The sequence below is a fragment of the Vespertiliibacter pulmonis genome (assembly GCF_013377275.1).
GTDB lineage: Bacteria > Pseudomonadota > Gammaproteobacteria > Enterobacterales > Pasteurellaceae > Vespertiliibacter > Vespertiliibacter pulmonis.
Map to the genome: position 1 here is coordinate 732486 of NZ_CP016615.1, position 25441 is coordinate 757926.

Here is a 25441-nt window from a genome sequence, read left to right on the forward strand (position 1 = left end):
ACCTTAATTATTCTCTTATCAGACAATTTGTGTGAGCGCTTATTAACGCAATTCGTCGTTGGTAAGGAGGTGATCCAACCGCAGGTTCCCCTACGGTTACCTTGTTACGACTTCACCCCAGTCATGAATCATACCGTGGTAAACGCCCTCCCGAAGGTTAAGCTATCTACTTCTGGTACAACCCACTCCCATGGTGTGACGGGCGGTGTGTACAAGGCCCGGGAACGTATTCACCGCAACATTCTGATTTGCGATTACTAGCGATTCCGACTTCATGGAGTCGAGTTGCAGACTCCAATCCGAACTTAGACGTACTTTGTGAGATTCGCTCCATGTCGCCATCTTGCTTCCCTCTGTATACGCCATTGTAGCACGTGTGTAGCCCTACTCGTAAGGGCCATGATGACTTGACGTCATCCCCACCTTCCTCCAGTTTATCACTGGCAGTCTCCTTTGAGTTCCCGGCATAACCCGCTGGCAACAAAGGATAAGGGTTGCGCTCGTTGCGGGACTTAACCCAACATTTCACAACACGAGCTGACGACAGCCATGCAGCACCTGTCTCAGAGCTCCCGAAGGCACTCCCGTATCTCTACAGGATTCTCTGGATGTCAAGAGTAGGTAAGGTTCTTCGCGTTGCATCGAATTAAACCACATGCTCCACCGCTTGTGCGGGCCCCCGTCAATTCATTTGAGTTTTAGCCTTGCGGCCGTACTCCCCAGGCGGTCGATTTATCGCGTTAGCTTCGGGGACCAAACTCAAAGCCCAATCCCCAAATCGACATCGTTTACAGCGTGGACTACCAGGGTATCTAATCCTGTTTGCTCCCCACGCTTTCGCACATGAGCGTCAGTATATTCCCAAGGGGCTGCCTTCGCCTTCGGTATTCCTCCACATCTCTACGCATTTCACCGCTACACGTGGAATTCTACCCCTCCCTAAAATACTCTAGCGACCCAGTATGAAATGCTATTCCTAGGTTAAGCCCAGGGCTTTCACATCTCACTTAAGTCACCGCCTGCGTGCCCTTTACGCCCAGTCATTCCGATTAACGCTCGCACCCTCCGTATTACCGCGGCTGCTGGCACGGAGTTAGCCGGTGCTTCTTCTGTAACTAACGTCATACCCAAGTGCTATTAACACCCAAGCTTTCCTCATCACCGAAAGAACTTTACAACCCGAAGGCCTTCTTCATTCACGCGGCATGGCTGCATCAGGGTTCCCCCCATTGTGCAATATTCCCCACTGCTGCCTCCCGTAGGAGTCTGGACCGTGTCTCAGTTCCAGTGTGGCTGGTCATCCTCTCAGACCAGCTAGAGATCGTCGGCTAGGTGAGCCCTTACCTCACCTACTACCTAATCCCACTTGGGCTCATCTCATGGCAGGTGGCCCGAAGGTCCCACCCTTTCATCTCTCGATTATACGCGGTATTAGCTACAGTTTCCCGTAGTTATCCCCCTCCATAAGCCAGATTCCCAAGCATTACTCACCCGTCCGCCACTCGTCAGCATAAGTACAAGTACTTACCCGTTACCGTTCGACTTGCATGTGTTAAGCCTGCCGCCAGCGTTCAATCTGAGCCATGATCAAACTCTTCAATTTAATCTTTTCGCTCAATCAATACTGACTCTATTACTTCTTTATGAATTTTCAAGTTAGCACTCATTAAGTCTTGTCTTTATATACTTATAACTACAAATTAACATCAACAAGTGCCCACACAAATTGTCTGATACATTATTAAAGAACAAAACAACGACGCACTATCAAATCAATCTTATTAATTCACAACAGCGCGTCGTTGTGTGGTGCGTATTATAGGTATTTCTAAAACGCACGCAAGTACTTTTTGCAAAAATATTTGAAAATTACATCAAAAGATGAAAAATAAATCAAATTGATTGATTCTTAACAACAAGCGGTTAATTTGTCTCTATATTTTGTAACTCTAACTGGATTAATTTTTCAAATCCCCACTGTTTCATCATATTTTCCCGTGCAGAAAAATTACTTAACACTCCTGTATAAAATGCATAATTAGGCAAAATATGATTGCTTTCATTACCTTCTTGCTGTTTTTTTTCTGTTAAATTTAATAACGAGATTACTCTTTTAGCAATACCATTACCTGGGTCAATCATAAATGATATATTTGGTAATAATTGTTGTAATTCATTTTTTACTAGAGGGAAATGAGTACAGCCTAAAATAACCGTATCAAGTGTCGGATGATTTTGCCACGGTAAAATAATACGCTGTAGCCGATTCATATCAACTTTTCCCGTTTGCTGTTTTTCTTCTACAATTTCTACTAAATCTGTACTACCAATTTTCTCTACGACACAATCACGAGCATATTTTTCAATAAGTTCATCCACATAAGGACGCATTACCGTGCCTTTTGTCGCCAATAAGCCAATAGTTTTGGTTTGAGAAATTTCAGCAGCAAGTTTTATTGCAGGAACAGTGCCTACAATCGGAAAAGAAAATTGCTCTCTTAATGCAGGTAAAACAACAGTACTTGCGGTATTACAAGCTACAATCACCATATCAAGCGGATAGATTTCCGCAATTTTTTGCACTATTTTCTTAGCTTGAGAAATTAATAGCGCATCAGATTTCTCAGAATAGGGGAAATAAGCATTATCGAAGCAATATAAATAATGAGCATTAGGCAAACTTTCTCGAATTGCATCGTAAATAGTTAGCCCACCGATTCCTGAATCATAAAGAAGAATTGTTGGTTGCATAAAACACCCAGAAAGAAATTTTAGAAATGCTACTCTGTTCTATGTAAGGATTCAAATGAAAATTGTGGCAAAAAAAGTTCATAAATTGCAAATGGGTAATCCTTCAATGTGAAATAGGAACGACGAGCGTAAAGCCCAGCCCCCTCATCAAATGCCCATTCTAAATTAAGCCTTTTAGGGTTTTGTGGGAATAGCCATAAACCTATGGGCTTTTCTCCTAGTGTTAAAATCTCTTGTGCCACATTCTGTACCGTAGTTTCTGCTAAGATCGTTTGAGCGAAAATACTGGGAATACCATCAGATTTCAATACCACTTCCCGTAACCAAGCGGTCTGTTGTGATGAATTTTTTGCAAACTGTGGCAAAGAACTTACCGCTTGCCATTTTTGTTCCGTTAGCTCAACGGTCAGCGATTGACAAATTCCTTGTAATTTTTGTGTTAAAGAACCTGTGTAGCCAACCCATTCTCTCACCGATTGCGGTAACAAATGTAGATCTGTGTGCCATTTCGTTCGACAAAAAATCTCACGGTATGCAGAAAAAGGTAAATTATTCATTTAATCTCACCGCTTGTTATGCATTACTGTATATCGTTTTTTGCTCAAGCCAACGAGCAATCAACTGTTGTGCAATTTCTGGGGATTGTACGCTCAGCTGTTTGGCGTATCGCTGAACAAGCGGTAACATTTTTCTATCCCGCATTAAATTCGCAATTTTGAATTCTGCAATGCCTGTCTGCTTTGTGCCAAGCACTTCGCCCGGTCCTCGAATTTCAAGATCTTTTTCCGCAATGATAAAACCATCTTGGCTATCCCGTAATACACCTAGCCTCTTTTGAGATATTTTTCCTAACGGTGCTTTATACATTAAGACACAATGAGATGCCGTTGCACCCCGTCCTACTCGTCCACGCAATTGGTGAAGTTGTGCTAGCCCTAACCGTTCTGAATTTTCAATAATCATTAAACTTGCATTGGGTACATCAACCCCAACTTCAATAACCGTTGTTGCTACCAATAGATCTAAATTTCCCGCCTTGAATTCTGCCATAACAGCTTGTTTTTCCTGCGGTTTCATTCGCCCGTGAACTAAACCAATGCGTAAGTCAGGCAAGGCTCGTTGTAAATCTTCTGCCACCGCCACTGCAGCTTGTGCTTCCAGCACTTCTGATTCATCAATTAAGGTACAAACCCAATAGGCTTGACGTTGTTCATTTTTACAGGCTTGGTAAACCCGGCGAACAATTTCATCACGACGATCATCTGAAATAACAACCGTTGTAATCGGCGTTCGACCTGAGGGAAGCTCATCAATAATCGAGGTATCTAAATCCGCATAGACCGTCATTGCCAATGTTCTCGGAATTGGTGTTGCGGTCATAATTAGCTGGTGTGGATAAATATTGCCTGCAACCCCTTTTTCTCGCAATGTTAGCCGTTGATGTACACCAAAACGGTGCTGTTCATCAATAATTACTAAGGCAAGATCGGCAAATTCTACTTGCTCTTGAAAAAGGGCGTGTGTACCAATAATCATCTGAACATCACCCTTTTTAATTGCTTCTAACTGAGCGGTACGAGCTTTACCTTTCACTTTACCCGCCAGCCAACCGACTTCAACTCCAAAAGGAGCAAGCCAATTAGCAAAATTGGTGGCGTGCTGTTCTGCCAAAATTTCTGTTGGTGCCATTAGTGCAACTTGTTTGCCATTATCAATCGCCAATAAACTGGCTAACGCTGCAACCAACGTTTTTCCAGAGCCGACATCGCCTTGTACTAATCGCATCATTGGATAAGATTTAGCAAGATCCTGTTCAATATCTTCCGTTACCCTCACTTGAGCATTCGTTGGTTTAAAGGGTAAACTTGCCAAAAACTGCCGTTTAATATCCGTTTGATACAATAGAGGCTGAGAGAAATGTTGCTGTACCCCCACTCTTATCTGTTGCATAGCTAAATTGTGTGCGAGCAATTCTTCAAAAATCAACCGTTTTTGAGCTGGGTGCTCCCCTTTATCTAACTGATCTGCGGAAATTGTTGGGGGCGGACGGTGTAGTAACTGTAACGCCTCTTTTAAGCTATAACGATGGGGGTTAAATTCATCAGGTAATAATTCAACTACTTTCACACGCTCTAATATTGCTAACGCCTGATCAGTAAGTTTACGCAATGAGGCTTGTTTCAAACCTTCTGTGGTGGAATAAATAGGCGTTAATGTTTCTGCTAAAACAAGTGGTTCATTACCACGAATAATTTGATATTCAGGATGATGAATTTCTGCCATATAACGCCCTCGTTTTACTTCCCCAAAGGCTTTTACTCGAGTACCTGCCACTAGGCTGTTTTTCATTCCCGCATTAAAATTAAAAAATTTTAGGGTAATTTTGCTCGTACCATCAGATAATGTTGTGCTTAGGATAGGGCGTTTGCCATACTGTACTTCAGTAAGTTGTACGATCCCCTCGATTGTTGCGTAAGTATCAGGACGAAGATCAATTATTGGGGTAATACGTGTGCGATCTTCATAGCGGATCGGTAAATGAAATAAAAGATCTTGCACATTATTAATGCCAATTCGACTTAATTTCTCTGCAATCACTGCACCTACGCCAGATAACGCTGTCAGTGGCACACCATCTAAAAGTTGTTGATTCATTAGTAAATTATTTTAAAAAAGACCGCTTGATTATATAAAAGGACAAAGGGTGTCAATGACACCCTCTATTTGGCAAATTATCCGTTAGATCGTACCGCTTGCACAACGCCAACAATTTTTGAGAGCTTCAATAAAATATCCTCTAACTGGGCTTTATCGCTCACATTTATTCTAATTTTTACTTGTGGTAAACCACCAGAATGCTGTTCACTCTGAATGCTCAAAATATTACGATCGAGTATTGCCAAGGTTGAAGTAATATCTGCTAGCACCCCTTGTTTATCCAACATATCTATACAAATTTCTGTTTGAAATTCAATACCTTTATCCTTAGCAATTTCCCAAGTAACCGCCATATAATCCCGTCTATCACTTAAATGATCTTTAACGTGATGACAATAGATATTATGAATATTCAAACCTTTACCTGCACTAATGTGGGCAATAATTTCATCGCCTGGTATTGGCAAGCAACATTTTGCCAAGTTAATTAAACTACTGTCTACACCTAAAATTTCAAGAGGCTGATTATTGCTTGGATCGCCGTCTGTATCGATTTCAAGAGGTTTACCCAATAAGCGTTGAGCTATTACACCGCTTATCTGTTTGCCTAAACCAATCTCTGCCAGCAAATCATCAAAGGTGGCTAATTTTAATTCATCTAATATATTTTGCTTTACAAGCGGGTCGATATGAGCAAAATCTTGTATTTGCAATGCAAGTAATAATTGACGCTTACCTAGCTCAATTGCTTCTGTTCGTTCCTGGCGTTTTAATTTATTACGAATTGCACTACGAGCTTTACTTGTTACAACAAAATTGAGCCATAAGGCATTAGGTCTATCCGATTTTGCCGTTTGAATTTCAATAGTCTGCCCTGATTGTAAAGGCTTAGAAAGCGAGTAAGGATTACGATCAACAATTGCACCAATACAACGGTCGCCAATACTGGTATGTACTTCATAGGCAAAATCTACCGCTGTTGCATTAGCTGGTAGTTGAATAATCCTCCCTTTCGGAGTAAACACATAAATATCGCTCGAGAAGAGATCCGATTTTACATTCTCAATAAACTCTGATGAGTTCCCTGCACTTTGTTGCATTTCTAGAATACTTTGCATCCACTGTTGCGTCCGAATTTGAACATTCGTTGCAGCTCTATCTTTATATCCCCAATAAGCCACTACACCAAGACGAGCAGCTTGATCCATTGCTTCGGTACGAATTAGCACATCAACGGGAGCACCTTTTGGTCCGATCATTGAGGTATGCAAAGATTGATAGCCATTCGTTTTAGGTACCGCAATATAATCTTTAACCTGAAAAGGGCGAGGTTTAAATAAAGCGTGTAACTGGCCAAGTACACGATAACAAGTATCTAAGTCATTCACGACCACACGGAATGAATAAATATCTAAAATAGAGTTAAAACGTTGTTTCTCTCGTAAACGCTGGTAAAGATAATAGAGGGAGCGCTCTTTGCCGTATACTTTTGCCCTGATACCGACTTCATCTAAACGAGTTGCAATTTCTCCTGAAATTTGAACAATCAGATTTTGTGAAGTATTACGTGCCAGCTCTGTTGCTTTTTTAACTACTAAATAGCGATGTGGATACATCGCTTCAAAACAAAGCTCTTCCAATTCATTCTTAAGGGATTCCATTCCCAAACGGTGAGCAATTGGCACATAAATTTCTAACGTTTCTTTCGCAATACGTTTACGTTTATCAGGGCGAAGTGAGCCTAGTGTTTGCATATTATGCGTGCGGTCGGCTAATTTAATCAACACCACTCGGATATCTTTGGTCATTGCAAGCACCATTTTGCGAAAATTTTCGATTTGTGCTTCCTGACGTGTGCGAAATTTAAGTTTATCTAATTTCGATACCCCCTCAACAATCTCCGCTACACTCTGACCAAATCTCTCTTGCAACTGCTCTTGACTATAAGGGGTATCTTCAATCACATCATGTAATAACGCCGCCATTACCGCTTCATGATCTAGCCTCATTTCAGCAATAATACACGCCACTGCCACAGGATGAGTAATATATGGCTCGCCACTTGAACGGTACTGCCCTTCATGCCCATCTTTTGCCAGCAAGTAGGCCTGCTTAATTAGCTCAATCTGCTCAACGGGTAAATACGTCTGAATAATGGTATCAAGGCTGTTAAAATATTGCATACTTCCCCCTAACATAAATTTTAGATACAAAAATGGGCAATTCAAACTGACTTGAATTGCCCATCAAATTTATGAATTTGCTTGAACGTCAGCTAAAAACGAAATAGCCTCTTTTTCAGCAACTTCTTTACGAAGCATTTCAATATTTTCCTGCTGATCCATAATTTGGTTGTTAATTAAACCTTCTTCTATTTCACGCAAAGCAACTACTGTTGGTTTATCATTATCTTCTGCAACTAAAGGCTCACTGGTGTGAAGCTGTAATTGTCTAGCTCGGCGAGCTGCCGTTAAAATCAAATCAAAGCGATTGCCTATTTTATCTACTGCGTCTTGAACCGTTACTCGAGCCATTTTTTACTCCAAATGTGCAAATTTTTTAATCATAAAAGGGGAAGAATTATACAGAATATTTAGTCTATTTACAAATGAATAGCCTAATGGCAATGTAAATAAATAAAATCTTTGTATATTAAGGATTTTTCAACACAATTGAGGGTCTATAACAACAACCAATACTTAATATTTAAGCTATTTATTTTCATCTCAATAGAACAGGAACAATTTATGAAAAAGTTTATTTTATTTACCTCAGTACTAACATTATCCACAATCAGTTTCGCAAATGGCGGTTTCCAAAGCCAGCCACAAAATGTAATATCTCAAAATATGGCTATCAAAGATGTAAATTCTGCCCTTAATGCCAAAGATAATACCCCTGTAACATTAGTCGGTTCAATTATTAAACAAATTGATGACGATGAATACCTCTTCAAAGATAATTCAGGCACAATTCAAATTGAAGTAGATAAAAAAGCGTGGAATGGGCAAACAATTACTCCACAAGATACGATTGAAATCCGTGGAAAGATAGATAAAGATCGCTCAAAAATAGAAATCGAAGTGTATCAAGTGATCAAAAAATAATACTCAAAAAACGGTAAGATCTCACAAAACCATCTCGCAAAAAAATGTGAAATCTTACCGCTTGTTTATCTCAATAAACTCAAAGAAAGTTATTAAAGAATATTTTCATACTGTGCTAACATCTCTTTTGGCCAAACGCTTGATTGCACTTCACCAATATGTTTTTTACGTAATAAGAACATCGCTAAACGTGATTGCCCTATACCGCCACCAATTGAAAGAGGTAAACGACCTGATAATAAATCTTGATGCCAATCCATTGTTAAACGATCTTCATCGCCCGTGAGTGAAACTTGTAAACGTAATGCTGTCTCATCAACACGGATACCCATTGATGATAATTCAAACGCTGTACCAAGCTGATCATTCCATACTAAAATATCACCATTTAACCCTTTATAACCATTTTCAGATTCCGTTGTCCAGTCATCATAGTCTGGCGCACGTCCGTCATGAGCTTTACCGTCTGACAATTTACCACCGATACCAATTAAAAATACTGCACCATATTCTTTACAAATTGCATTTTCACGCTCTTTCCCCGACATATTTGGATAGCGTTGCACTAATTCTTCACTATGAATAAAGGTAATCTCTTTCGGTAAAATAGAAGGAATATCAAAACGAGCTTCTACCGCTAATTCTGTTAAACGGATTGCTTTATAAATTGAACGTACCGTCTCTTTTAAATATTCAAAATTACGGCGACCTGCTGGGATTACTTTTTCCCAGTCCCACTGATCAACATATACTGAATGTGTTGGATCAAGAGAATCTTCATCAGGGCGTAATGCTTTCATATGTACAAATAAGCCTTCACCTTCACCAAATTGAAAACGAGCAAGCGTATGACGTTTCCATTTAGCAAGAGAATGCACCACTTCATAAACAGCATTTGGAATTTGCTTAACGTGAACCTGTACAGCTTTTTCAATACCTGATAAGTTATCCTGCATCCCATTGCCAATTTCACTTAAAATAGGGCCTTGAACTTCAATAATTTCAAGTTGCTCAATTAAGTTTTGGGTAAAAGTATTTTTCACAAAACTAATTTCTTGCTGCTGTAAAATGAACGATTTTTGCATAATTTTTCCTAAATAAAATATATAATTCAATAAAAAAGATGAATATAATTTAATATAAATCTTAAAAAATACAATACAAATCTAATGAAATTAAATTATTGATAAATAATATATAATAATTATCGTAATATTTTAGATAAAATCTAATCAAGTTAAAATTTAGGATATAAAATGCACAAAAATACTTCATCGTCTCTACAAATTGACCAACTTGATCAACACATTTTACGAGCTTTAACACAAGATGCTCGAACACCTTATGCTGAAATGGCAAAAAATTTTGGTGTAAGCCCTGGTACAATTCACGTTCGAGTGGAAAAAATGCGTCAATCAGGCATCATTGAAGGTACAAAAATTCGGATCAATGAACGTAAACTAGGTTATGATGTGTGTTGTTTTATTGGCATTATTCTAAAAAGTGCTAAAGATTACGATACCGTTATTGCTAAATTACAGCAGTTTGATCAAGTGGTAGAAGCCTACTACACAACAGGAAACTACTCCATTTTCATCAAGGTAATGACCCATACGATTGAAGAGCTTCACAATGTACTAGCAACCAAAATTCAGCTCATTGATGAAATTCAATCAACTGAAACCTTTATTTCAATGCAAAATCCTATTTTAAGGGATATTAAACCTTAATTGTATCAATAAGCAAACGGTTACCTTTGATCTTATTCACATTTTCAGATCCTAATTTGCAAAAATCTTAGTAGATCTGATCGCTTGCTTGTTAAAATGATCTCGTTTATTTGATTTAATCCGTTGCAACATCTGCAACCTAAAACAGGAGCAATCTATATGTCAGAAGTATTTCATTTAGGCTTAACTAAAGCAATGTTAAAAGGGGCAAAAGTTGCTATTGTTCCCGGCGATCCCGCTCGTAGTGAACGTATTGCAGCAAAAATGGACAATCCTGAATTTCTTGCCGCAACCCGGGAGTTTACTTCTTGGCTAGGCTATGTAAATGGTCAACCAATTGTCGTTTGTTCAACGGGTATCGGTGGGCCTTCTGTTTCTATTTGTGTTGAAGAACTCGCACAATTAGGCATTCGTACTTTCTTACGTATTGGTACAACTGGTGCTATTCAACCACATATCAATGTTGGTGATGTATTAGTCACCACTGGAGCCGTACGTTTAGATGGAGCAAGCCAACATTTCGCCCCACTTGAATATCCAGCAGTCGCAAATTTTGAAGTAACTAATGCGCTCTATACAGCTTCACTTAATCAAGGTGTAACACCATTTGTCGGTATTACCGCCTCATCTGATACTTTCTACCCAGGTCAAGAACGTTACGATACTTATTCAGGCAAAGTATACCGTCATTTCCAAGGCTCATTAAAACAGTGGCAAGATCTCAATGTAATGAATTTTGAAATGGAATCTGCAACCTTATTCACAATGTGTGCAGCACTTGGCTTAAAAGCGGGTATGGTTTCTGGCGTAATTGTTAATCGTACACAACAAGAAATCCCAAATGAACAAACAATCAAAGGCACTGAAAATAAAGCCATTGATGTCGTTGTTGAAGCCGCTGGTAAATTAGCACTTACTCCTTAATTACACGGAAGTAAAAGATATTACCTACCACTTATACTTGATTAAAAAAATATTTATGAGCTAAATAAGCAAATTATTTAGCTCTATCCTTTCTCGTTTCATTACCTTAAATAAGATAATTTTTTACTTTTATTTACTTTTTATATCCCATATAATTGAGAATAACTATCAATAAAAATAAGAGATTACTATGTCATCTACTCAACAACAAGTCGCGGCCCTTTTGGCTGAAAACCCAAACATCATCACCCTTGAAATTGCAGATAAATTAAATCTACCTGAAGGGGAAGTATTATGTGCATTACCTGAACAATTTGTTCGCATTTTCTCTGCTGACCGTTTAGAAGAAGTCCTAACGACTATCAGCCAATGGGGTATCTTCACGACCATTATTGAAAAAGAAGGTAGCATTTTTGAAATTAAAGATCGTTTCCCAAGTGGAATGATCGCACGAGGTTATTACAACCTAAATATGAAAGATGAAGAAGGCACATTACACGGGCATTTAAAAATCGATAACATTGCAAAAATTGCTTTCGTTAGTTTGCCATTCCGTGGTAAAGAAAGCTATAACATCGCTTTCATTGCGCCAAATGGTAAAACTGTGTTCAAAGTATATTTAGGGCGAGATGAACATCGCCAACTGTTCCCTGAACAAGTTGCTCATTTCAATGCATTCAAATAGTTAAAAAGGAGAAATACTATGTCTAGTGATCGTCAAGAAGTACTACAAAACCGTTTAGGCCCTGAAATTCAAGAATTCAAACAACTATGCAAAACAATTGTATTAGCTACATTGGATAAAGAAGGAAACCCAAATGTAAGTTATGCCCCTTTTGTTATCAATAACGGTGAATATCAAGTACTTATCTCAACAATTGCTCGCCACGCACGCAATTTACAAGAAGTGCCTAAAGTTTCGTTGATGTTACTTGAAGATGAAAGTAAAAGCCGTGAAATTTACGCACGCCGCCGTTTAACTTTTGATGCTACGGCTCGTATCGCTGAACGTCACAGTGAAGAATGGGAAAATGGTGTAAAAGCATTAGAAGAACGCCACGGTGAAATCGTAGGGAATTTAGCTAAACTTGAAGATTTCAAGCTCTTCTGTTTTAAACCTGAACAAGGCTTATTTGTAAAAGGCTTCGGTAAAGCATTCCAAGTTACTCCAGATGAATTAGTTAGCTTCGTTCATCTTGATGAGGGTCATATGCAAGAAGGGCATAAAGAAGAAAAATAATACTTTTCTTCTAAATTAGGGCGTATTTTACGCCCTTTTTTCTTTATAAATATAATTTACAGCCCTAACGCATATTTCAGCGCCCTTTTCTTCAAAAGGGTAGCTCGTTCAGCAACAACTAAGGCAACATTTCGTATCACTTTTACAGGCAATAAGTCTGTTTTAAATGCCTTATAAAAAATATCCATCGATGTCTGCATCAATAAATTATCTGCTTTACGCCGTTTCTCATAACGTTTCAATACAATTTCAGTAGCAAAATCTTCTCCATTTTCAACCGCTTGTTCAATGATATCAAGTAAGGCAGATACATCTTTAAAGCCCAAATTAACACCTTGCCCAGCCAATGGGTTAATCGTATGAGCAGCATCTCCTACTAATACAATACCTTGGCGAACGTAGCTTTGTGCGTGTTGTCGAGTGAGCGGAAAACTCCCCTGCGATACTACTTTAACCCGCCCTAAACGTTCAGGGAAAGCCTGATGAATTTCATTCGCTAATTTATCTGCAGGTAACTGTTTTAACTGTTTAATACGCTCAGGTGAATCATACCAAACTACACAGCCATTATTTTCAGCTAGGGGTAAAAATGCACGAGGCCCACTTGGGAAAAACTGTTGCCAAGTTACACGTTGTTGTTCAGCATTCGCTGGATCTGTTTTCACTACCGCCAATAAACAGTGCTGCCGATACTGCCAACTGGTTACACCAATACCAGACCACTGGCGTACCAACGAATTTGCACCATCACAGGCAAGCAAAATAGGCGCTGAAAACTGTTGTTGTTCATCAAGTTTAACTGTCCAAAGCCTATCTTGATAATTTGCAGAAAATTGAGTAAATCCGACCGCTTGCGTACAATTTTCATAATGTTGTAATGTCTGCCATAAACCAAGCTGAATAACATTATTTTCAACCATAAAGCCCAGTTTATCTAATCCTAATTCTGTGGCATTAAATGCCGTGCCTAATCCCTCAACTTCCCAAGTTTCTAACCCGCTATATGCCCATACTCGCATCGATTCAATCGCTTGCCACGCACCTAACTTCTCGAGCAAGCGAACAGAAAACGAGCTAATCGCAGAAATTCGAATATCATAGTCAGAATCAGGAATAAATGTTGGTAGTGGTTTCTTTTCTAATAGTGCAACCTTTAATCCTATTTTAGCTAAACCAAGAGCAGCTGCAGCTCCAACCATTCCACCGCCAACTACAATAACATCTTGCCGACTCATTCTCTTTCTCCACAAAAAATTTTGATGAGTTTACTACAAGCGGTTAATTCTGCATTGATTTTTGTAAAATTTTACGACAAAGATCGAAAAAATAATTTTTCGTTACTGCACTTTTTATAAATTCCGTTAGGCTAGCCATAAAAAGAGAAAAAATTATGTCCTTAGCCATTATTTATAGCCGAGCGTCTATTGGTGTTGATGCCCCATTAGTAACCATTGAAGTTCACATCAGTGTGGGAAGTCCTGGGCTTTTTTTGGTTGGCTTACCTGAAAAAAGTGTGAAAGAAGCCCAAGATCGGGTTCGTAGTGCTTTACTTAATGCCAATTTTGATTACCCTGCAAGACGAATTACTATCAATCTTGCTCCTGCTGATTTACCCAAAGAAGGGGGACGATTTGATCTACCTATTGCTATCGGCATTCTAGCGGCTTCAGGGCAGATTGACTCTGATAAGCTCCGCCAATTTGAATTTTTAGGAGAATTATCCCTAACAGGGAAAATTCGGCATATTCACGGTGTAATCCCTGCGATTATTTCTGCCGAGAAAGATAAACGGCAGTTAATTATTCCACAGCAAAACCGCAATGAAGCGGCACTGGTTTCTAGTACTCAAACTTACTGGGCAACGTCCCTATTACAAGTAGTCAATTTTTTAAATGCACGGGACTCACTTCCCATCGCTCAACAGCCTACCGATAATAAAGAATTGCCACCTTTACCACTTTCTCGAGATTTAACAGATATTATCGGACAACAACACGCCAAACGAGCCTTAACTATTGCCGCTGCCGGGCAACATAATTTGCTTTTTCTAGGGCCTCCTGGCACGGGTAAAACAATGCTTGCTACCCGTTTAGCTGATTTATTACCTGAAATTAGTGATGCCGAAGCTATTGAAACTGCATCAATCACAAGCTTGGTACATAATGAATTGAATATTCAAAATTGGAAACAACGCCCCTTTAGAGCACCTCATCACAGTGCATCAATGGTCGCTTTAGTCGGTGGCGGATCAATTCCTAAACCTGGAGAAATCAGTTTAGCCACGAACGGAATTCTTTTTTTAGATGAACTACCGGAATTTGAACGTAAAGTACTTGATGCTTTGCGCCAGCCTCTTGAATCAGGCGAAATCATCATCTCTCGGGCGAATGCGAAGGTAAAATTCCCTGCTCGCTTTCAACTTGTAGCCGCAATGAATCCTAGCCCCACAGGTCATTATCAAGGTACACATAACCGGGCATCACCCCAACAAGTTATGCGGTATCTTAACCGCTTATCAGGTCCTTTTCTCGATCGCTTTGATCTCTCTATCGAAGTACCACTACTACCAAAAGGTACATTACAAAATAATACAGATCAACGAGGTGAAACCACAGCGCAAGTACGCAAGCGGGTACTTCAAGCAAGAAATTTGCAGTGGGAACGGCAAGGTAAAATCAATGCACATTTAACGACTAGAGAAATTGAGCAACACTGTCATTTATCAAGTAATGATGCTCAATTTCTGGAAAATGCGTTACTCACACTCGGGCTTTCTGTGCGAGCCTATCATCGCATTCTTAAAGTTTCTCGTACCATTGCAGATTTAGCCAATGAAACAAATATTCAACAATCTCATTTAGCTGAAGCCCTAGGCTATCGAGCAATGGATCGACTATTACAACGGTTACAGGGGTAATCTCTGCTTGAACAATAATACTTAAAAAAGATCTACCAATTTTGTTACACAGTCTGCCAACATTAGCTGTTGATTCACCGCATTGACTTCTCGCAAATCCTGTGCTGTTTGCTGAATAATATGATGACCATTGAGCAATGCAGTAGTAGATAACCCCTCACTAAAAGGAAAAATACCTGCTTGCAAATCAGGGTTCACCCAACCTGTTGTGATCTCCATTTTAGCTTTCAATGCATCACTAAAAAACGAATCTAACCATTCAAGCTGTTCCAATGCAGGTTCTTTTTCTTTATCAAAGGCAGTAAGCAATAGCCAAACATCACGGCTTTTGTAAAACCGCCAAAAAGTTTGTAAGAAAGCTCGTCTGCTTGGCAAGCGGTTAGTTTCAAGAAGTTTTTTACTAATCAATGGACGATTATGACAAATCCGCAAAGCCGTCTCTATATTATTTATATCAAGATTTGGAAGCTGTGAATGTAGCCACTGAATCCCTTGCTCAAATTCTGCTGAATGGATAACCCACGTTTGGCAACGGCTCTGAATTGTTGCTAACATTGCCGTTTGTAAAGGCGCTTGTAACAAGAAATAGGTATTTTCAGGTGGCTCTTCCAGCGTTTTTAGTAACGCATTTGCCGCTGACTCCGTAAGTTTTTCTGCTTGGGCGATATAGACAACAGAATTACCCCCTTGTTGGGAAAACTGTTGCAATTTCGTGGTTATTTCACGCACTTGCTCAACCCCAATCGCTCTCCCCTCAAGGGATTCCAACTGATGAAAATCAGGGTGATTGCCACTTTCCCAAAGTAAACAACTTTTACACTGTCGACAGGGCTGATTATAGTTAGGATTTTGGCAAAATAGCCATTGAACTAACTGCAAAATAAGCTGTTCTGTGCCTAATCCGCTGTCTGTTTTAAATAGCAAAGCGTGATGCCCACGCCCATTTAGAAAGGATTCCGTGATTTTTTGATAAGTTTCAATATGCCAAGGGTATAAGTTCATCATTTTGCTATTTTTAGAAAATTTTCAACCGCTTGCTGAATATCAACGGACACTCTTTTAATTGAGCGTTCTGCATCAATAATTACCGCCTTAGAGTTCTTCGTTGTTAGTTCAAGGTAACGCTTACGAGTGCGGTGGAAGAAATCAATATGTTGTTGTTCAATACGATCTAATGCCCCTCGCCCTTTTGCACGAGCCAAGCCAACTGCTGGGTCAAGATCGAGGTAAATGGTGAAATCAGGTTCAAACCCATCTAAAATCACTGAGCCAATTTGATCCACTAACTCCTGCAAATTACGCCCAGCCCCTTGATAAGCTTGGCTAGACATATTATGACGATCACCGACTACCCATTTACCACTTGCTAAAGTGGGTTTAATTACCGTTTCCACCAACTGTGTACGAGCTGCAAAAATCATCAACACTTCGGCCTTATCCGTAGTATGTTCTGTGCCAATTCCTTGTTTCCACAAATCTCTCAGCGCTTCTGCAATAGGCGTTCCGCCCGGCTCTCGTGTCGTAATACACTCAATGCCGTGTTCACGCAAAGTACGAACAACTACTCGCTGTGCATTACTTTTTCCTGCACCTTCTAATCCTTCAACTACAATAAATTTTCCGCCCATTACTTTTTCTCACTTTTTCTATTCTTTTCAATTTGAATCCACGTCCGCACCGCTCGATTATGTTCTTCGTTCGTTCGGCTAAAAGTATGCCCTCCAGTCCCATCTGCCACAAAATAAAAATAAGGGGTGTTGTCAGGCTGAGCAACGGCTTGTAAAGAGGCTTTACTCGGCATAGCAATTGGGGTTGGCGGTAAACCGTCTATTACATAAGTATTATAAGGTGTCGCTTCAAGAAGATCTTTTTTACTGATATTGCCTTTGTAGCGATCGCCCATTCCATAAATAACGGTAGGATCAGTTTGTAATTTCCATTTATCTCGCAAGCGGTTGATAAATACTGACGCTACTTTAGGGCGCTCACTGGCAACAGCAGTCTCTTTTTCTACAATAGAGGCCAAAATCAACATTTCATACGGACTTGCAAGCGGTAAGTTTTCAGCACGATTTTGCCACGCTTGCTCAAGCTCTTTTTGCTGTTTACGCACCGCTCGTTTGAGTAAATCTAAATCCGTTGAATAAGGTACATAATTATAGGTATCCGGTGCAAGCCAACCTTCCAATTTAGTTTGTTGTAAGCCCAGTAATTGAGCTATTTCTGCTTCTGATTTATCTGCTAACGTTTGAGTTAAAAATTTTGCATTCTCTAACTGAGCTCTCCACGTTTTTACTGTTTTACCCTCAATAAATTGTACGCTAAGCTGTACTTCTTTACCGCTATTAAAATGTGAGAGTAATTCACCTAATGTTTTATTGCCATTTAAGGCGTATACCCCTGCTTTAAATTTACTAAATTCAGGATAAAAACGGATTAAATAGGGTAAAAGCTTCCCATCAGATTGAGTAATAATACCTTGTCCTACAAGCTGTTCTGATAATTTTTGGCTTGAACTGCCTTTTTCAATGATAAAGAGCTGTTCAGGTTTTATTTGAATCGGTTTTTCTACTAATTGATTGAAATAATGATAAACAAAAAATCCACCACCGAAAGCAATAGCAGACAAAAATAGAATAATTACTAGTAATTTTTTAAACATTGTAAAGATATTATTATTTTGAAAAAAGGCGGGCAAACATTACTATACCAACAGCAAAAAAGCCATTATAAGCGATGAAAAAATTTAAATATTTTGCAATTTCGTGTAGATATTCTAAGAAAAATAATGAATGGTGGGTCGTGAAGGATTCGAACCTTCGACCAACGGATTAAAAGTCCGCTGCTCTACCGACTGAGCTAACGACCCAAAAGGGAAATTCTAAAGTGGTGGGTCGTGAAGGATTCGAACCTTCGACCAACGGATTAAAAGTCCGCTGCTCTACCGACTGAGCTAACGACCCTTTAGAATATACGCTGATTTAATGGTGGGTCGTGAAGGATTCGAACCTTCGACCAACGGATTAAAAGTCCGCTGCTCTACCGACTGAGCTAACGACCCTTAAATTACGTAACGGAAGCGGATTTTACGGATTTTACGTTTGAGATCAACCTTTTTTTTAAAATTTTATATCATTTGCATAGTTTACAAGCGATTTAACTGAAATAGCGGTGAGTTGCTAACAAAATTTTGCTAACAACTCACCGCTTATCTATTATGCCTTCGCTTTTTCTGCTGCTTTCACAATCACTGCGAATGCAGGAGCTTTAAGTGATGCCCCACCCACTAAGGCACCATCAATATCAGGTTGAGTAAATAATTCTGCTGCATTTGCATCATTAACTGAACCGCCATATTGAATAATAACTTGATCCGCTACTGCTTGAGAATGTTTAGCAATATGCCCACGAATGAAAGCGTGAACAGCTTGTGCTTGTGCTGGAGTTGCAGACTTCCCTGTGCCAATTGCCCAAACAGGTTCATAAGCAATTACTGCTCCATTAAAAGCATCAGCACCCAATGTTGTTAATACTGCATCTAATTGACGAGCACAAACCGCTTCTGTTTGCCCTGCTTCATTCTCAGCTTCCGTTTCACCGATACATAATACTGGAACTAAACCTGCTTCTTTTAATACCGCAAATTTTTTCGCAATAAATTCATCGCTCTCTTTATGGTAAGTACGGCGTTCCGAATGACCGATAATGATGTACTTCGCACCAAAATCTTTTAACATTTCTGCTGACGTTTCCCCTGTAAATGCACCACTGAGATTAACATCTACATTTTGTGCCCCTAAAGCGATAATAGTGCTATCACCTAATGCTAATTCTGCTTCAGCAAGGTACATTGCAGGCGGTGCAATTGCAACATCACAACCTGTTACCTCAGCAAGTTCACGTTTTAAGTCTTCAATTAATGCTTTTGTGAAGGCTTTACTGCCATTTAATTTCCAGTTACCCATCACTAAAGGACGACGTGCCATTTTGTTCTCCTAGTCAGATTTAAAATAAAATTCATTTTGACAACTATACCAAATTTTCAAAAAATTTGTGTTTTTTCGGTACAAATTCAACTTCAGATCACTAAATTACTGATAAACTAGCGCTCATATTTCAAGTAAATAGGACAACAATGAATACGCTCCACTACCTATTCGGTGAACCACAACAAACAGGCAAATTAAAAGCAGAGTTTGCCGATTTTATTGTAACAGAAGAGCTTGGCTACCCTCTTACAGGTGAAGGGGAATTTGTTGCAGTAAAAATCCGTAAAACGAATGCAAATAGCTTATTTGTAGGAGAAAAACTAGCCGATTTTGCAGGTATTTCAGCAAAAAATATGAGCTATGCGGGGCTAAAAGATCGCCACGCAGTAACTACACAGTGGTTTTCCCTACATTTGCCTGGCAAAGAAACACCCGATTTCAGCCAATTTCAATTAGAAGGTGTAGAAATTTTGGACGTTACCCGCCATAATCGTAAAATTAGAGTAGGTAGCTTAGATGGCAACCATTTTGAAATACTCTTGAGAGATCTCAAACCTACAGACGATCTACAAACACGTTTAACCCAGTTACAAGCGGTCGGATTTCCCAACTATTTTACGGAACAACGCTTTGGACGAGATGGGCATAATCTAACCCAAGCCCAACGCTGGGCAAACGGTGAGATCAAAGTAAAAGATCGCAAAAAACGCAGTTTTTATCTCTCTGCTGCACGCAGTGAAATTTTTAATTTGATTGTCTCTGATCGTATTCAATCTGGACTATTCAACCAAATTTTAGAACAGGATATTTTACAACTTGCGGGAACGAAAAGCTGGTTTGTTGCACAACGTGATGAACTCAGTAGTCTAAACAAGCGGTTAGTTGAACAAGATATTTTGCTAACGGCGGCCTTAATTGGTGAAAATTCATTGGAACAGCCCGCTTGTGAGCTTGAACAAAAAATTGTTGCTGAACAGACGCTTCTTCTCCAGCTGATGCGTCAAGAACGGCTAGAAGCCACACGCCGTGCAATGTTTTGTATTCCACAACATTTCCAATGGCAATTTGAAGAAGAGGGGCTACGTTTAACATTTTTCCTACCAGCAGGTAGCTATGCCACTGCGTTAGTTAGAGAATTGATGCAAACCGCACCAGAAAACCTATAAAAAGTAAATAAAATCAAGGAAATAATCTGAAATGAATATTTTATTAAGCAATGATGATGGCATCTATGCCCAAGGTATCCAAACCTTAGCAACAGTATTACGCCAAGCAGGACACCAAGTAACTATAGTTGCCCCTGATCGTAATCGCAGTGCAGCTTCAAGCTGTTTGACCTTAGTTGATCCACTACGAGTTCACCGTTTTGATAATGGCGATTATACAATCATTGCAGGCACTCCTGCCGATTGTGTTCACCTCGCTTTAAATGGTTTATTAGATACACCGTTTGATTTAGTCATCTCAGGAATTAACCACGGGGCAAATTTAGGTGATGATGTGATCTATTCAGGCACCGTTGCAGCAGCATTGGAAGGTCGCCATTTACCCCTCCCCTCTATTGCTGTTTCACTCGTTGGTAAAAAAGAGACGAACTACCTACAAGGCGAATGTCATTTTGAAACGGCAGCCCAAGTCGTCTTGGATCTCATTCCCCGTGTACAGCACAAAGAAATTCAGACCAATTTAGTCTTTAATGTGAATGTACCTAATCTTCCTTATGAACAATTAAAGGGAATAATGGCAACTCGCTTGGGTGATCGCTCTCCTGCCGCACAAATTATTCAACAGCAAGACCCAAGAGGAGCTGATATTTACTGGATTGGTGCAACAGGTAAGCCTATTGATGAAAGTGAAGGAACGGATTTCTATGCTATCGCTAATGGCTACGTTTCTATCACGCCAGTTCAAGCCGATATGACTGCCCATCATTCCATTCAAGCATTAGCAGGATTACTGTAAATGAAATTATTTGGTAAAATCTACGATAAAACAATAGCGTGGTCAAAACATAAATTTGCCATAGGCTGGCTATGCTTTGTTAGTTTTATTGAAGCCATTTTTTTTCCTATTCCGCCTGATGTAATGTTAATTCCAATGGCAGTAAGTAAACCCACAAATGCTACTCGTTATGCAATTTTTACCACTCTTGCCTCTGTTATTGGTGGAATGATTGGTTATGCCATTGGTTATTTTGCTTTTGATTGGGTAAAAGGAGTGATTTATGATTGGGGAATGCAACAGGCTTTTGAACAAATAATGACGTGGTTTGAAACTTGGGGCATTGCTATCGTTTTTTTAGCTGGATTTTCGCCTATTCCCTACAAACTATTTACAATTGGCGCAGGCGTACTGCAAATGGCGTTTTTCCCTTTTATCCTCACTTCGGCAATTTCTCGCTTTGCTCGCTTTTTTCTTGTCGCAAAATTATCTGCTTGGGGTGGTGAAAAATATGCGGATAAAGTCCGCCAATCTATTGAATTTATCGGGTGGGGAACTGTCGTACTAGCCGTTATTTCCTATACTATTTATCAATTATTCAAATAAGGAACGATGATGAAAAAATCTCTTTTAATGCTTTCATTGCTTGCTTTCGGATTAGCAGGCTGTAATTCGGGTTCATCAGATACAACAGCCGCAGAAATTACCAGTGTTGGTACACCTGATTGGCAAAATCCTGAAATACAACAAGCTCCTATGCCAAGCACAATGGCACAACCAAGCTATCAAGCACCACAAGCGGTTCAAAATATCCCACAACCACTCGGGCAAGGTGCTCAGCCAAACTATGGAATGCCGCAAGCAGTACAAAGTGGAATGAAACAAAGTGAGACCGTAGGTAACTGCCAAGTTATTCGCGATGGCGCAAACAGCCCAATTTATGCTCAAATTCAAAAAGGGTGCTATACCGATACGTCCTATACTGTCGGCAAACAAGATACTGTCTTCTTAATCGCTTATCTGTCAGGTACATCTGTATCAGATATTGCTCGTCTAAATCATTTAGTTCCACCCTACCAATTAAAAATGGGTCAGGTACTTCGTTTAAAATAATTTGAGGTTGCCAATGCAAAAATCATTTCTTTTATTACCGCTTGCAGCAATCATTTTGAGTGCGTGTAGCTCAAATCCACCTGCGCCTATTGTAAATGCTCAAGGTAGCGAAATGGCACAAAACAGCCAAGTTGGTGTTTATCAAGGATCAACTCGCCCTATTGAAACGATCAATAATAGCGGTTGGCAAGCTGAGCCACCAATAGCCACATTGCCTACGCCAAGCTATTCTCAGCCGACTTATGCACCACAACCAAGCTATCAACCTGCTTACCAGCCCTCTCCGCAGCCTGTGGCTACAAAACCCGTAGCGGTCGCTCCTAAGCCAACACTAAAACCTACGGTAAAACCGAAAAAACCTGTACCGCAAGATTTTACCATCCCCCGTGATGAAAAAAATGCCCCGATTTATAGCCAAATCGATAAAGGGTTCTACAATGGTGATACCTATACGGTACGTAAAGGCGACACAATGTTTTTAATTGCCTATATTGCAGGGAAAGATGTTAAAGAAATCGCTAAACTCAATAATATGAGCGAACCTTATCAACTCAATGTGGGGCAACAAATTAAACTCGGTAAAGAAGAAAAGCAAAAAGAGCAACAACAGGTAGTAACAACAGCTCCAGCACCTCAACCGATCAAACCAGTTGAACCTGAAGTAACTTATACCCAAGCAGCCAACGGCACAGCTTATGGCTCAGATGGTACAGTAACAGGTCCAATTAAAGCTAAAACAGGGGCAGAAGCACCAATCACCCCTCGTCCTGTTATCACAGCGACCACGGGTACTGCTCCAGCAGTTAGCAAAATTACTGCAACCACTGGTACACCAAGCTCAGTACGATCAACAAGTTATAATCAAGCCCCAGCACTCTCTTCAGTAAAATGGCAATGGCCTACTCAAGGGCGAGTAATTACAGGATTTTCTTCCGCAGAAGGGGGAAATAAAGGGCTAGATATCGCAGGTAACAAAGGTCAACCAGTAAAAGCAGCCGCAGCAGGTAAAGTTGTTTACGCAGGTAATTCACTACAAGGCTATGGTAACTTAATCATCATTAAACATAACGATGATTTCCTCAGTGCCTATGCACATAATGATAGTATGAAAGTTGATGAACAAGATACTGTTAAAGCCGGTGAAACCATTGCTACATTAGGTAGTACAGGGACGAACAGCAATAAATTGCATTTTGAGATCCGTTATCAAGGGAAATCAGTCGATCCTGCCCGTTATTTACCAAGACGTTAATCTATTTGCAAAAAAATAGCTAAACTGACCGCTTATCGGTGGTCAGTTTCTATAAGGAATTTACTAATGACTCGTTGTAATTGGGCTGGTGATAGCCAAATTTATATAGACTATCACGACAATGAATGGGGTAAGCCTCAATTTGATAGTCAAGTACTGTTTGAAAAGATTTGCCTAGAAGGACAACAAGCAGGGCTTTCATGGATTACTGTGCTCAAAAAACGAGAAGCATATCGCCGTGCATTTTACCAATTTGATCCTGTAAAAATTGCTGAAATGGGTGATCACGATCTTGATCAACTCGTACAAAACCCAGAGCTAATTCGCCACCGTGCTAAATTAGCCGCCATTATTAGCAACGCCAAAGCTTATCTTAAAATGCAAGCTAATGGTGAAGAATTTAGCCAATTTATTTGGGCATTTGTTAATCATCAGCCCCAAATTAACGATGCTCCAACTGCTGATACTATTCCAGCCTCAACGCCCACCTCGACCTTGCTCTCTAAAGCTTTGAAAAAACGAGGATTTACATTTGTTGGTCCAACAACTTGCTATGCCTTTATGCAATCTATGGGGTTAGTTGATGATCACCTCAATCACTGTTTCTGTAAAACAAAACGATAATGGATATACCAATAGCCTCCCATTCAGGGCAATCAGCTATCTTTGAGATTGTATTTGCTCATAATGATGAGCCAATCCCCACTGAATTTTTGCAATTTTTTCCGCCAATCTCACCGCTTGCATTACGTTCTGAGCGCTTAATCCGTAAGCAAAAAAGCCGTAAAATGGCTTATTTTCTGCTACATCAGCTCGCTCAAAAATACGGCCTTGATCCCCATCTGTTTACTCAAATACAACGCACAGAAAGTGGTCGCCCTTATATTAGTGATCAACGTGTTGATTTTAATATTAGTCACTCTGGCGATTGGGTTGCCGTAATTTTTTCCTTTTCTGAGAAGGGGCAAAAACGAGTTGGCATTGATATAGAACACCCACAAAAAACTCGGCAATATACCAATTTATTACGTTACTATGCGACCGCACAGGAAATCAGTGAAATTGAAGATTTTTCCGTTCTACCACAACTGGCGACTTTACCAGACCGTTTCTACCTAAGTTGGTGCTTACGAGAAGCCATTTTGAAATCACAAGGGATAGGCATTATTAAGCTATCAGAAGTTTATCATCAATTAGAAAAACAGCACATCACTTCTATCCACGCCCCAAAAGGTCAGCTCTGCTTTCATTTTCAACTGCCTTTTTATTTGGCTTATTTTTTTGAACAACCACTGTCTATGTTATCATTACCTTCCCTTTTTCAATGGAAAAAGGGTAAATTCAATCCTATAATTTCATCACCTTTTATCCATTATCAGGTCAATCAATATGCCTAAATTAAACCTTGAAGGACAACATTCTAAATTTGCCAAAATAATTTCTGAAACTTTTCAATGGCTCTTAAACTTTTCATTATTAGTCGCAGGCATTCTGTTATCGTACGCTCTCTTTTCGGAAGCCTATTCACTGGCAGAATTATTACTCGGCACGAGTGAAAAATTTCAAATTGTAGAAAAAATAGTGATTTTCTTTCTCTATTTTGAATTTCTTGCCTTGATCGTGCAGTATTTCAAATACAACTACCACTTTCCACTCCGCTATTTTTTATATATCGGTATTACTGCAATGGTTCGGCTCATTATTGTTGATCATTCCAATGCTGTTCATACCCTACTATTCGCTCTTTCAATTTTAATTATGATACTGGCACTTTATGTCGTACATAGTAACAGACTGCGTAAAAGCTAAATAAGAGAAC

General features: G+C 39.7%; 25 protein-coding genes, 3 tRNA genes and 1 rRNA gene. 14 read left to right on the forward strand and 15 right to left on the reverse strand.

Features of this window, described 5'->3' with window-relative positions:
* Positions 1-62: 62 nt before the first annotated feature.
* The 6 genes from A6B43_RS03610 to rpoZ all read right to left on the reverse strand — a co-directional run bounded on the left by A6B43_RS03610 (position 63) and on the right by rpoZ (position 7943).
* A 16S ribosomal RNA gene (locus tag A6B43_RS03610) occupies positions 63-1603 on the reverse strand.
* Positions 1604-1923: 320 nt separating this feature from the next.
* Positions 1924-2751 (reverse strand): glutamate racemase, encoded by an 828-nt coding sequence (gene murI / locus A6B43_RS03615; protein ID WP_124211625.1) that lies wholly within the window; start codon positions 2749-2751, stop codon positions 1924-1926.
* A 29-nt stretch (positions 2752-2780) separates the two neighbouring features.
* Positions 2781-3308 (reverse strand): chorismate--pyruvate lyase family protein, encoded by a 528-nt coding sequence (locus tag A6B43_RS03620; RefSeq protein WP_124211626.1) that lies wholly within the window; start codon positions 3306-3308, stop codon positions 2781-2783.
* A 16-nt stretch (positions 3309-3324) separates the two neighbouring features.
* Positions 3325-5406, reverse strand: coding sequence for an ATP-dependent DNA helicase RecG (gene recG, locus A6B43_RS03625; protein WP_124211627.1), 2082 nt, complete (start codon positions 5404-5406; stop codon positions 3325-3327).
* A 77-nt stretch (positions 5407-5483) separates the two neighbouring features.
* The gene (gene spoT / locus A6B43_RS03630; RefSeq protein WP_124211628.1) at positions 5484-7592 is read right to left on the reverse strand and encodes a bifunctional GTP diphosphokinase/guanosine-3',5'-bis pyrophosphate 3'-pyrophosphohydrolase; all 2109 of its coding nucleotides are present in this window, start codon (positions 7590-7592) and stop codon (positions 5484-5486) included.
* A gap of 69 nt (positions 7593-7661) precedes the next feature.
* Positions 7662-7943, reverse strand: coding sequence for a DNA-directed RNA polymerase subunit omega (gene rpoZ, locus A6B43_RS03635; RefSeq protein WP_124211629.1), 282 nt, complete (start codon positions 7941-7943; stop codon positions 7662-7664).
* A 213-nt stretch (positions 7944-8156) separates the two neighbouring features.
* On the opposite strand from rpoZ, the gene A6B43_RS03640 reads away from it, so the two are divergent.
* Complete coding sequence (locus A6B43_RS03640; protein ID WP_124211630.1) at positions 8157-8516, forward strand: YgiW/YdeI family stress tolerance OB fold protein; 360 nt, start codon at positions 8157-8159, stop codon at positions 8514-8516.
* Positions 8517-8608: 92 nt separating this feature from the next.
* Here the strand turns inward: A6B43_RS03640 and asnA are convergent, their stop codons facing one another.
* The gene (gene asnA, locus A6B43_RS03645) at positions 8609-9601 is read right to left on the reverse strand and encodes an aspartate--ammonia ligase (protein ID WP_124211631.1); all 993 of its coding nucleotides are present in this window, start codon (positions 9599-9601) and stop codon (positions 8609-8611) included.
* Between the two features lie 171 nt (positions 9602-9772).
* Here asnA and asnC point away from each other — a divergent pair, with 171 nt between their 5' ends.
* From asnC to hutZ, 4 genes are all read left to right on the forward strand, one after another.
* Positions 9773-10246 (forward strand): transcriptional regulator AsnC, encoded by a 474-nt coding sequence (gene asnC, locus A6B43_RS03650; protein ID WP_124211632.1) that lies wholly within the window; start codon positions 9773-9775, stop codon positions 10244-10246.
* A 159-nt stretch (positions 10247-10405) separates the two neighbouring features.
* A complete protein-coding gene (gene udp, locus A6B43_RS03655; protein WP_124211633.1) occupies positions 10406-11170 on the forward strand; it encodes a uridine phosphorylase in 765 nt (254 codons plus the stop codon).
* A gap of 190 nt (positions 11171-11360) precedes the next feature.
* Positions 11361-11855, forward strand: coding sequence for a heme utilization cystosolic carrier protein HutX (gene hutX / locus A6B43_RS03660; protein WP_124211634.1), 495 nt, complete (start codon positions 11361-11363; stop codon positions 11853-11855).
* Positions 11856-11873: 18 nt separating this feature from the next.
* Complete coding sequence (gene hutZ / locus A6B43_RS03665) at positions 11874-12410, forward strand: heme utilization protein HutZ (protein WP_124211635.1); 537 nt, start codon at positions 11874-11876, stop codon at positions 12408-12410.
* A gap of 56 nt (positions 12411-12466) precedes the next feature.
* On the opposite strand, the gene A6B43_RS03670 is transcribed toward hutZ, so the two are convergent.
* Positions 12467-13645, reverse strand: a complete 1179-nt coding sequence (locus A6B43_RS03670) for an FAD-dependent oxidoreductase (RefSeq protein WP_124211636.1) — start codon at positions 13643-13645, stop codon at positions 12467-12469.
* Positions 13646-13800: 155 nt separating this feature from the next.
* On the opposite strand from A6B43_RS03670, the gene A6B43_RS03675 reads away from it, so the two are divergent.
* Positions 13801-15327: a YifB family Mg chelatase-like AAA ATPase gene (locus tag A6B43_RS03675; protein WP_124211637.1), complete on the forward strand. Its 1527-nt coding sequence runs from the start codon at positions 13801-13803 to the stop codon at positions 15325-15327.
* Positions 15328-15348: 21 nt separating this feature from the next.
* On the opposite strand, the gene A6B43_RS03680 is transcribed toward A6B43_RS03675, so the two are convergent.
* The 7 genes from A6B43_RS03680 to tpiA form a co-directional block, all read right to left on the reverse strand.
* Positions 15349-16332, reverse strand: coding sequence for a DNA polymerase III subunit delta' (locus A6B43_RS03680; RefSeq protein ID WP_237306939.1), 984 nt, complete (start codon positions 16330-16332; stop codon positions 15349-15351).
* Positions 16329-16955 (reverse strand): dTMP kinase, encoded by a 627-nt coding sequence (gene tmk, locus A6B43_RS03685; RefSeq protein ID WP_124211638.1) that lies wholly within the window; start codon positions 16953-16955, stop codon positions 16329-16331. Before tmk ends, A6B43_RS03680 begins: the two co-directional genes overlap by 4 nt.
* Positions 16955-17989 carry an endolytic transglycosylase MltG gene (mltG, locus tag A6B43_RS03690; RefSeq protein ID WP_124211639.1) on the reverse strand — a complete coding sequence of 345 codons (1035 nt, stop codon included), beginning with the start codon at positions 17987-17989 and terminating at the stop codon, positions 16955-16957. Before mltG ends, tmk begins: the two co-directional genes overlap by 1 nt.
* Before the next feature lie 131 nt (positions 17990-18120).
* Positions 18121-18196, reverse strand: a tRNA-Lys gene (locus A6B43_RS03695).
* 18 nt (positions 18197-18214) lie between these two features.
* A tRNA-Lys gene (locus tag A6B43_RS03700) sits at positions 18215-18290 on the reverse strand.
* A 22-nt stretch (positions 18291-18312) separates the two neighbouring features.
* A tRNA-Lys gene (locus tag A6B43_RS03705) sits at positions 18313-18388 on the reverse strand.
* A gap of 154 nt (positions 18389-18542) precedes the next feature.
* Positions 18543-19313 (reverse strand): triose-phosphate isomerase, encoded by a 771-nt coding sequence (gene tpiA / locus A6B43_RS03710; protein WP_124211640.1) that lies wholly within the window; start codon positions 19311-19313, stop codon positions 18543-18545.
* A 125-nt stretch (positions 19314-19438) separates the two neighbouring features.
* On the opposite strand from tpiA, the gene truD reads away from it, so the two are divergent.
* The 8 genes from truD to psiE all read left to right on the forward strand — a co-directional run bounded on the left by truD (position 19439) and on the right by psiE (position 25431).
* Complete coding sequence (truD, locus tag A6B43_RS03715) at positions 19439-20482, forward strand: tRNA pseudouridine(13) synthase TruD (protein ID WP_257792862.1); 1044 nt, start codon at positions 19439-19441, stop codon at positions 20480-20482.
* A gap of 31 nt (positions 20483-20513) precedes the next feature.
* Positions 20514-21278: a 5'/3'-nucleotidase SurE gene (surE, locus tag A6B43_RS03720; protein WP_124211642.1), complete on the forward strand. Its 765-nt coding sequence runs from the start codon at positions 20514-20516 to the stop codon at positions 21276-21278.
* Positions 21279-21863 carry a YqaA family protein gene (locus tag A6B43_RS03725; protein ID WP_124211643.1) on the forward strand — a complete coding sequence of 195 codons (585 nt, stop codon included), beginning with the start codon at positions 21279-21281 and terminating at the stop codon, positions 21861-21863.
* A 9-nt stretch (positions 21864-21872) separates the two neighbouring features.
* Complete coding sequence (locus tag A6B43_RS03730) at positions 21873-22370, forward strand: LysM peptidoglycan-binding domain-containing protein (RefSeq protein WP_124211644.1); 498 nt, start codon at positions 21873-21875, stop codon at positions 22368-22370.
* A 13-nt stretch (positions 22371-22383) separates the two neighbouring features.
* Positions 22384-23622 carry a murein hydrolase activator NlpD gene (gene nlpD / locus A6B43_RS03735; protein ID WP_124211645.1) on the forward strand — a complete coding sequence of 413 codons (1239 nt, stop codon included), beginning with the start codon at positions 22384-22386 and terminating at the stop codon, positions 23620-23622.
* Between the two features lie 66 nt (positions 23623-23688).
* A complete protein-coding gene (locus A6B43_RS03740; RefSeq protein WP_124211646.1) occupies positions 23689-24246 on the forward strand; it encodes a DNA-3-methyladenine glycosylase I in 558 nt (185 codons plus the stop codon).
* A complete protein-coding gene (locus tag A6B43_RS03745) occupies positions 24246-25019 on the forward strand; it encodes a 4'-phosphopantetheinyl transferase family protein (protein WP_124211647.1) in 774 nt (257 codons plus the stop codon). Before A6B43_RS03740 ends, A6B43_RS03745 begins: the two co-directional genes overlap by 1 nt.
* Positions 25012-25431 (forward strand): phosphate-starvation-inducible protein PsiE, encoded by a 420-nt coding sequence (gene psiE, locus A6B43_RS03750; protein WP_124211648.1) that lies wholly within the window; start codon positions 25012-25014, stop codon positions 25429-25431. The genes A6B43_RS03745 and psiE overlap by 8 nt, the downstream gene beginning before the upstream one ends.
* Positions 25432-25441 lie beyond the last annotated feature (10 nt).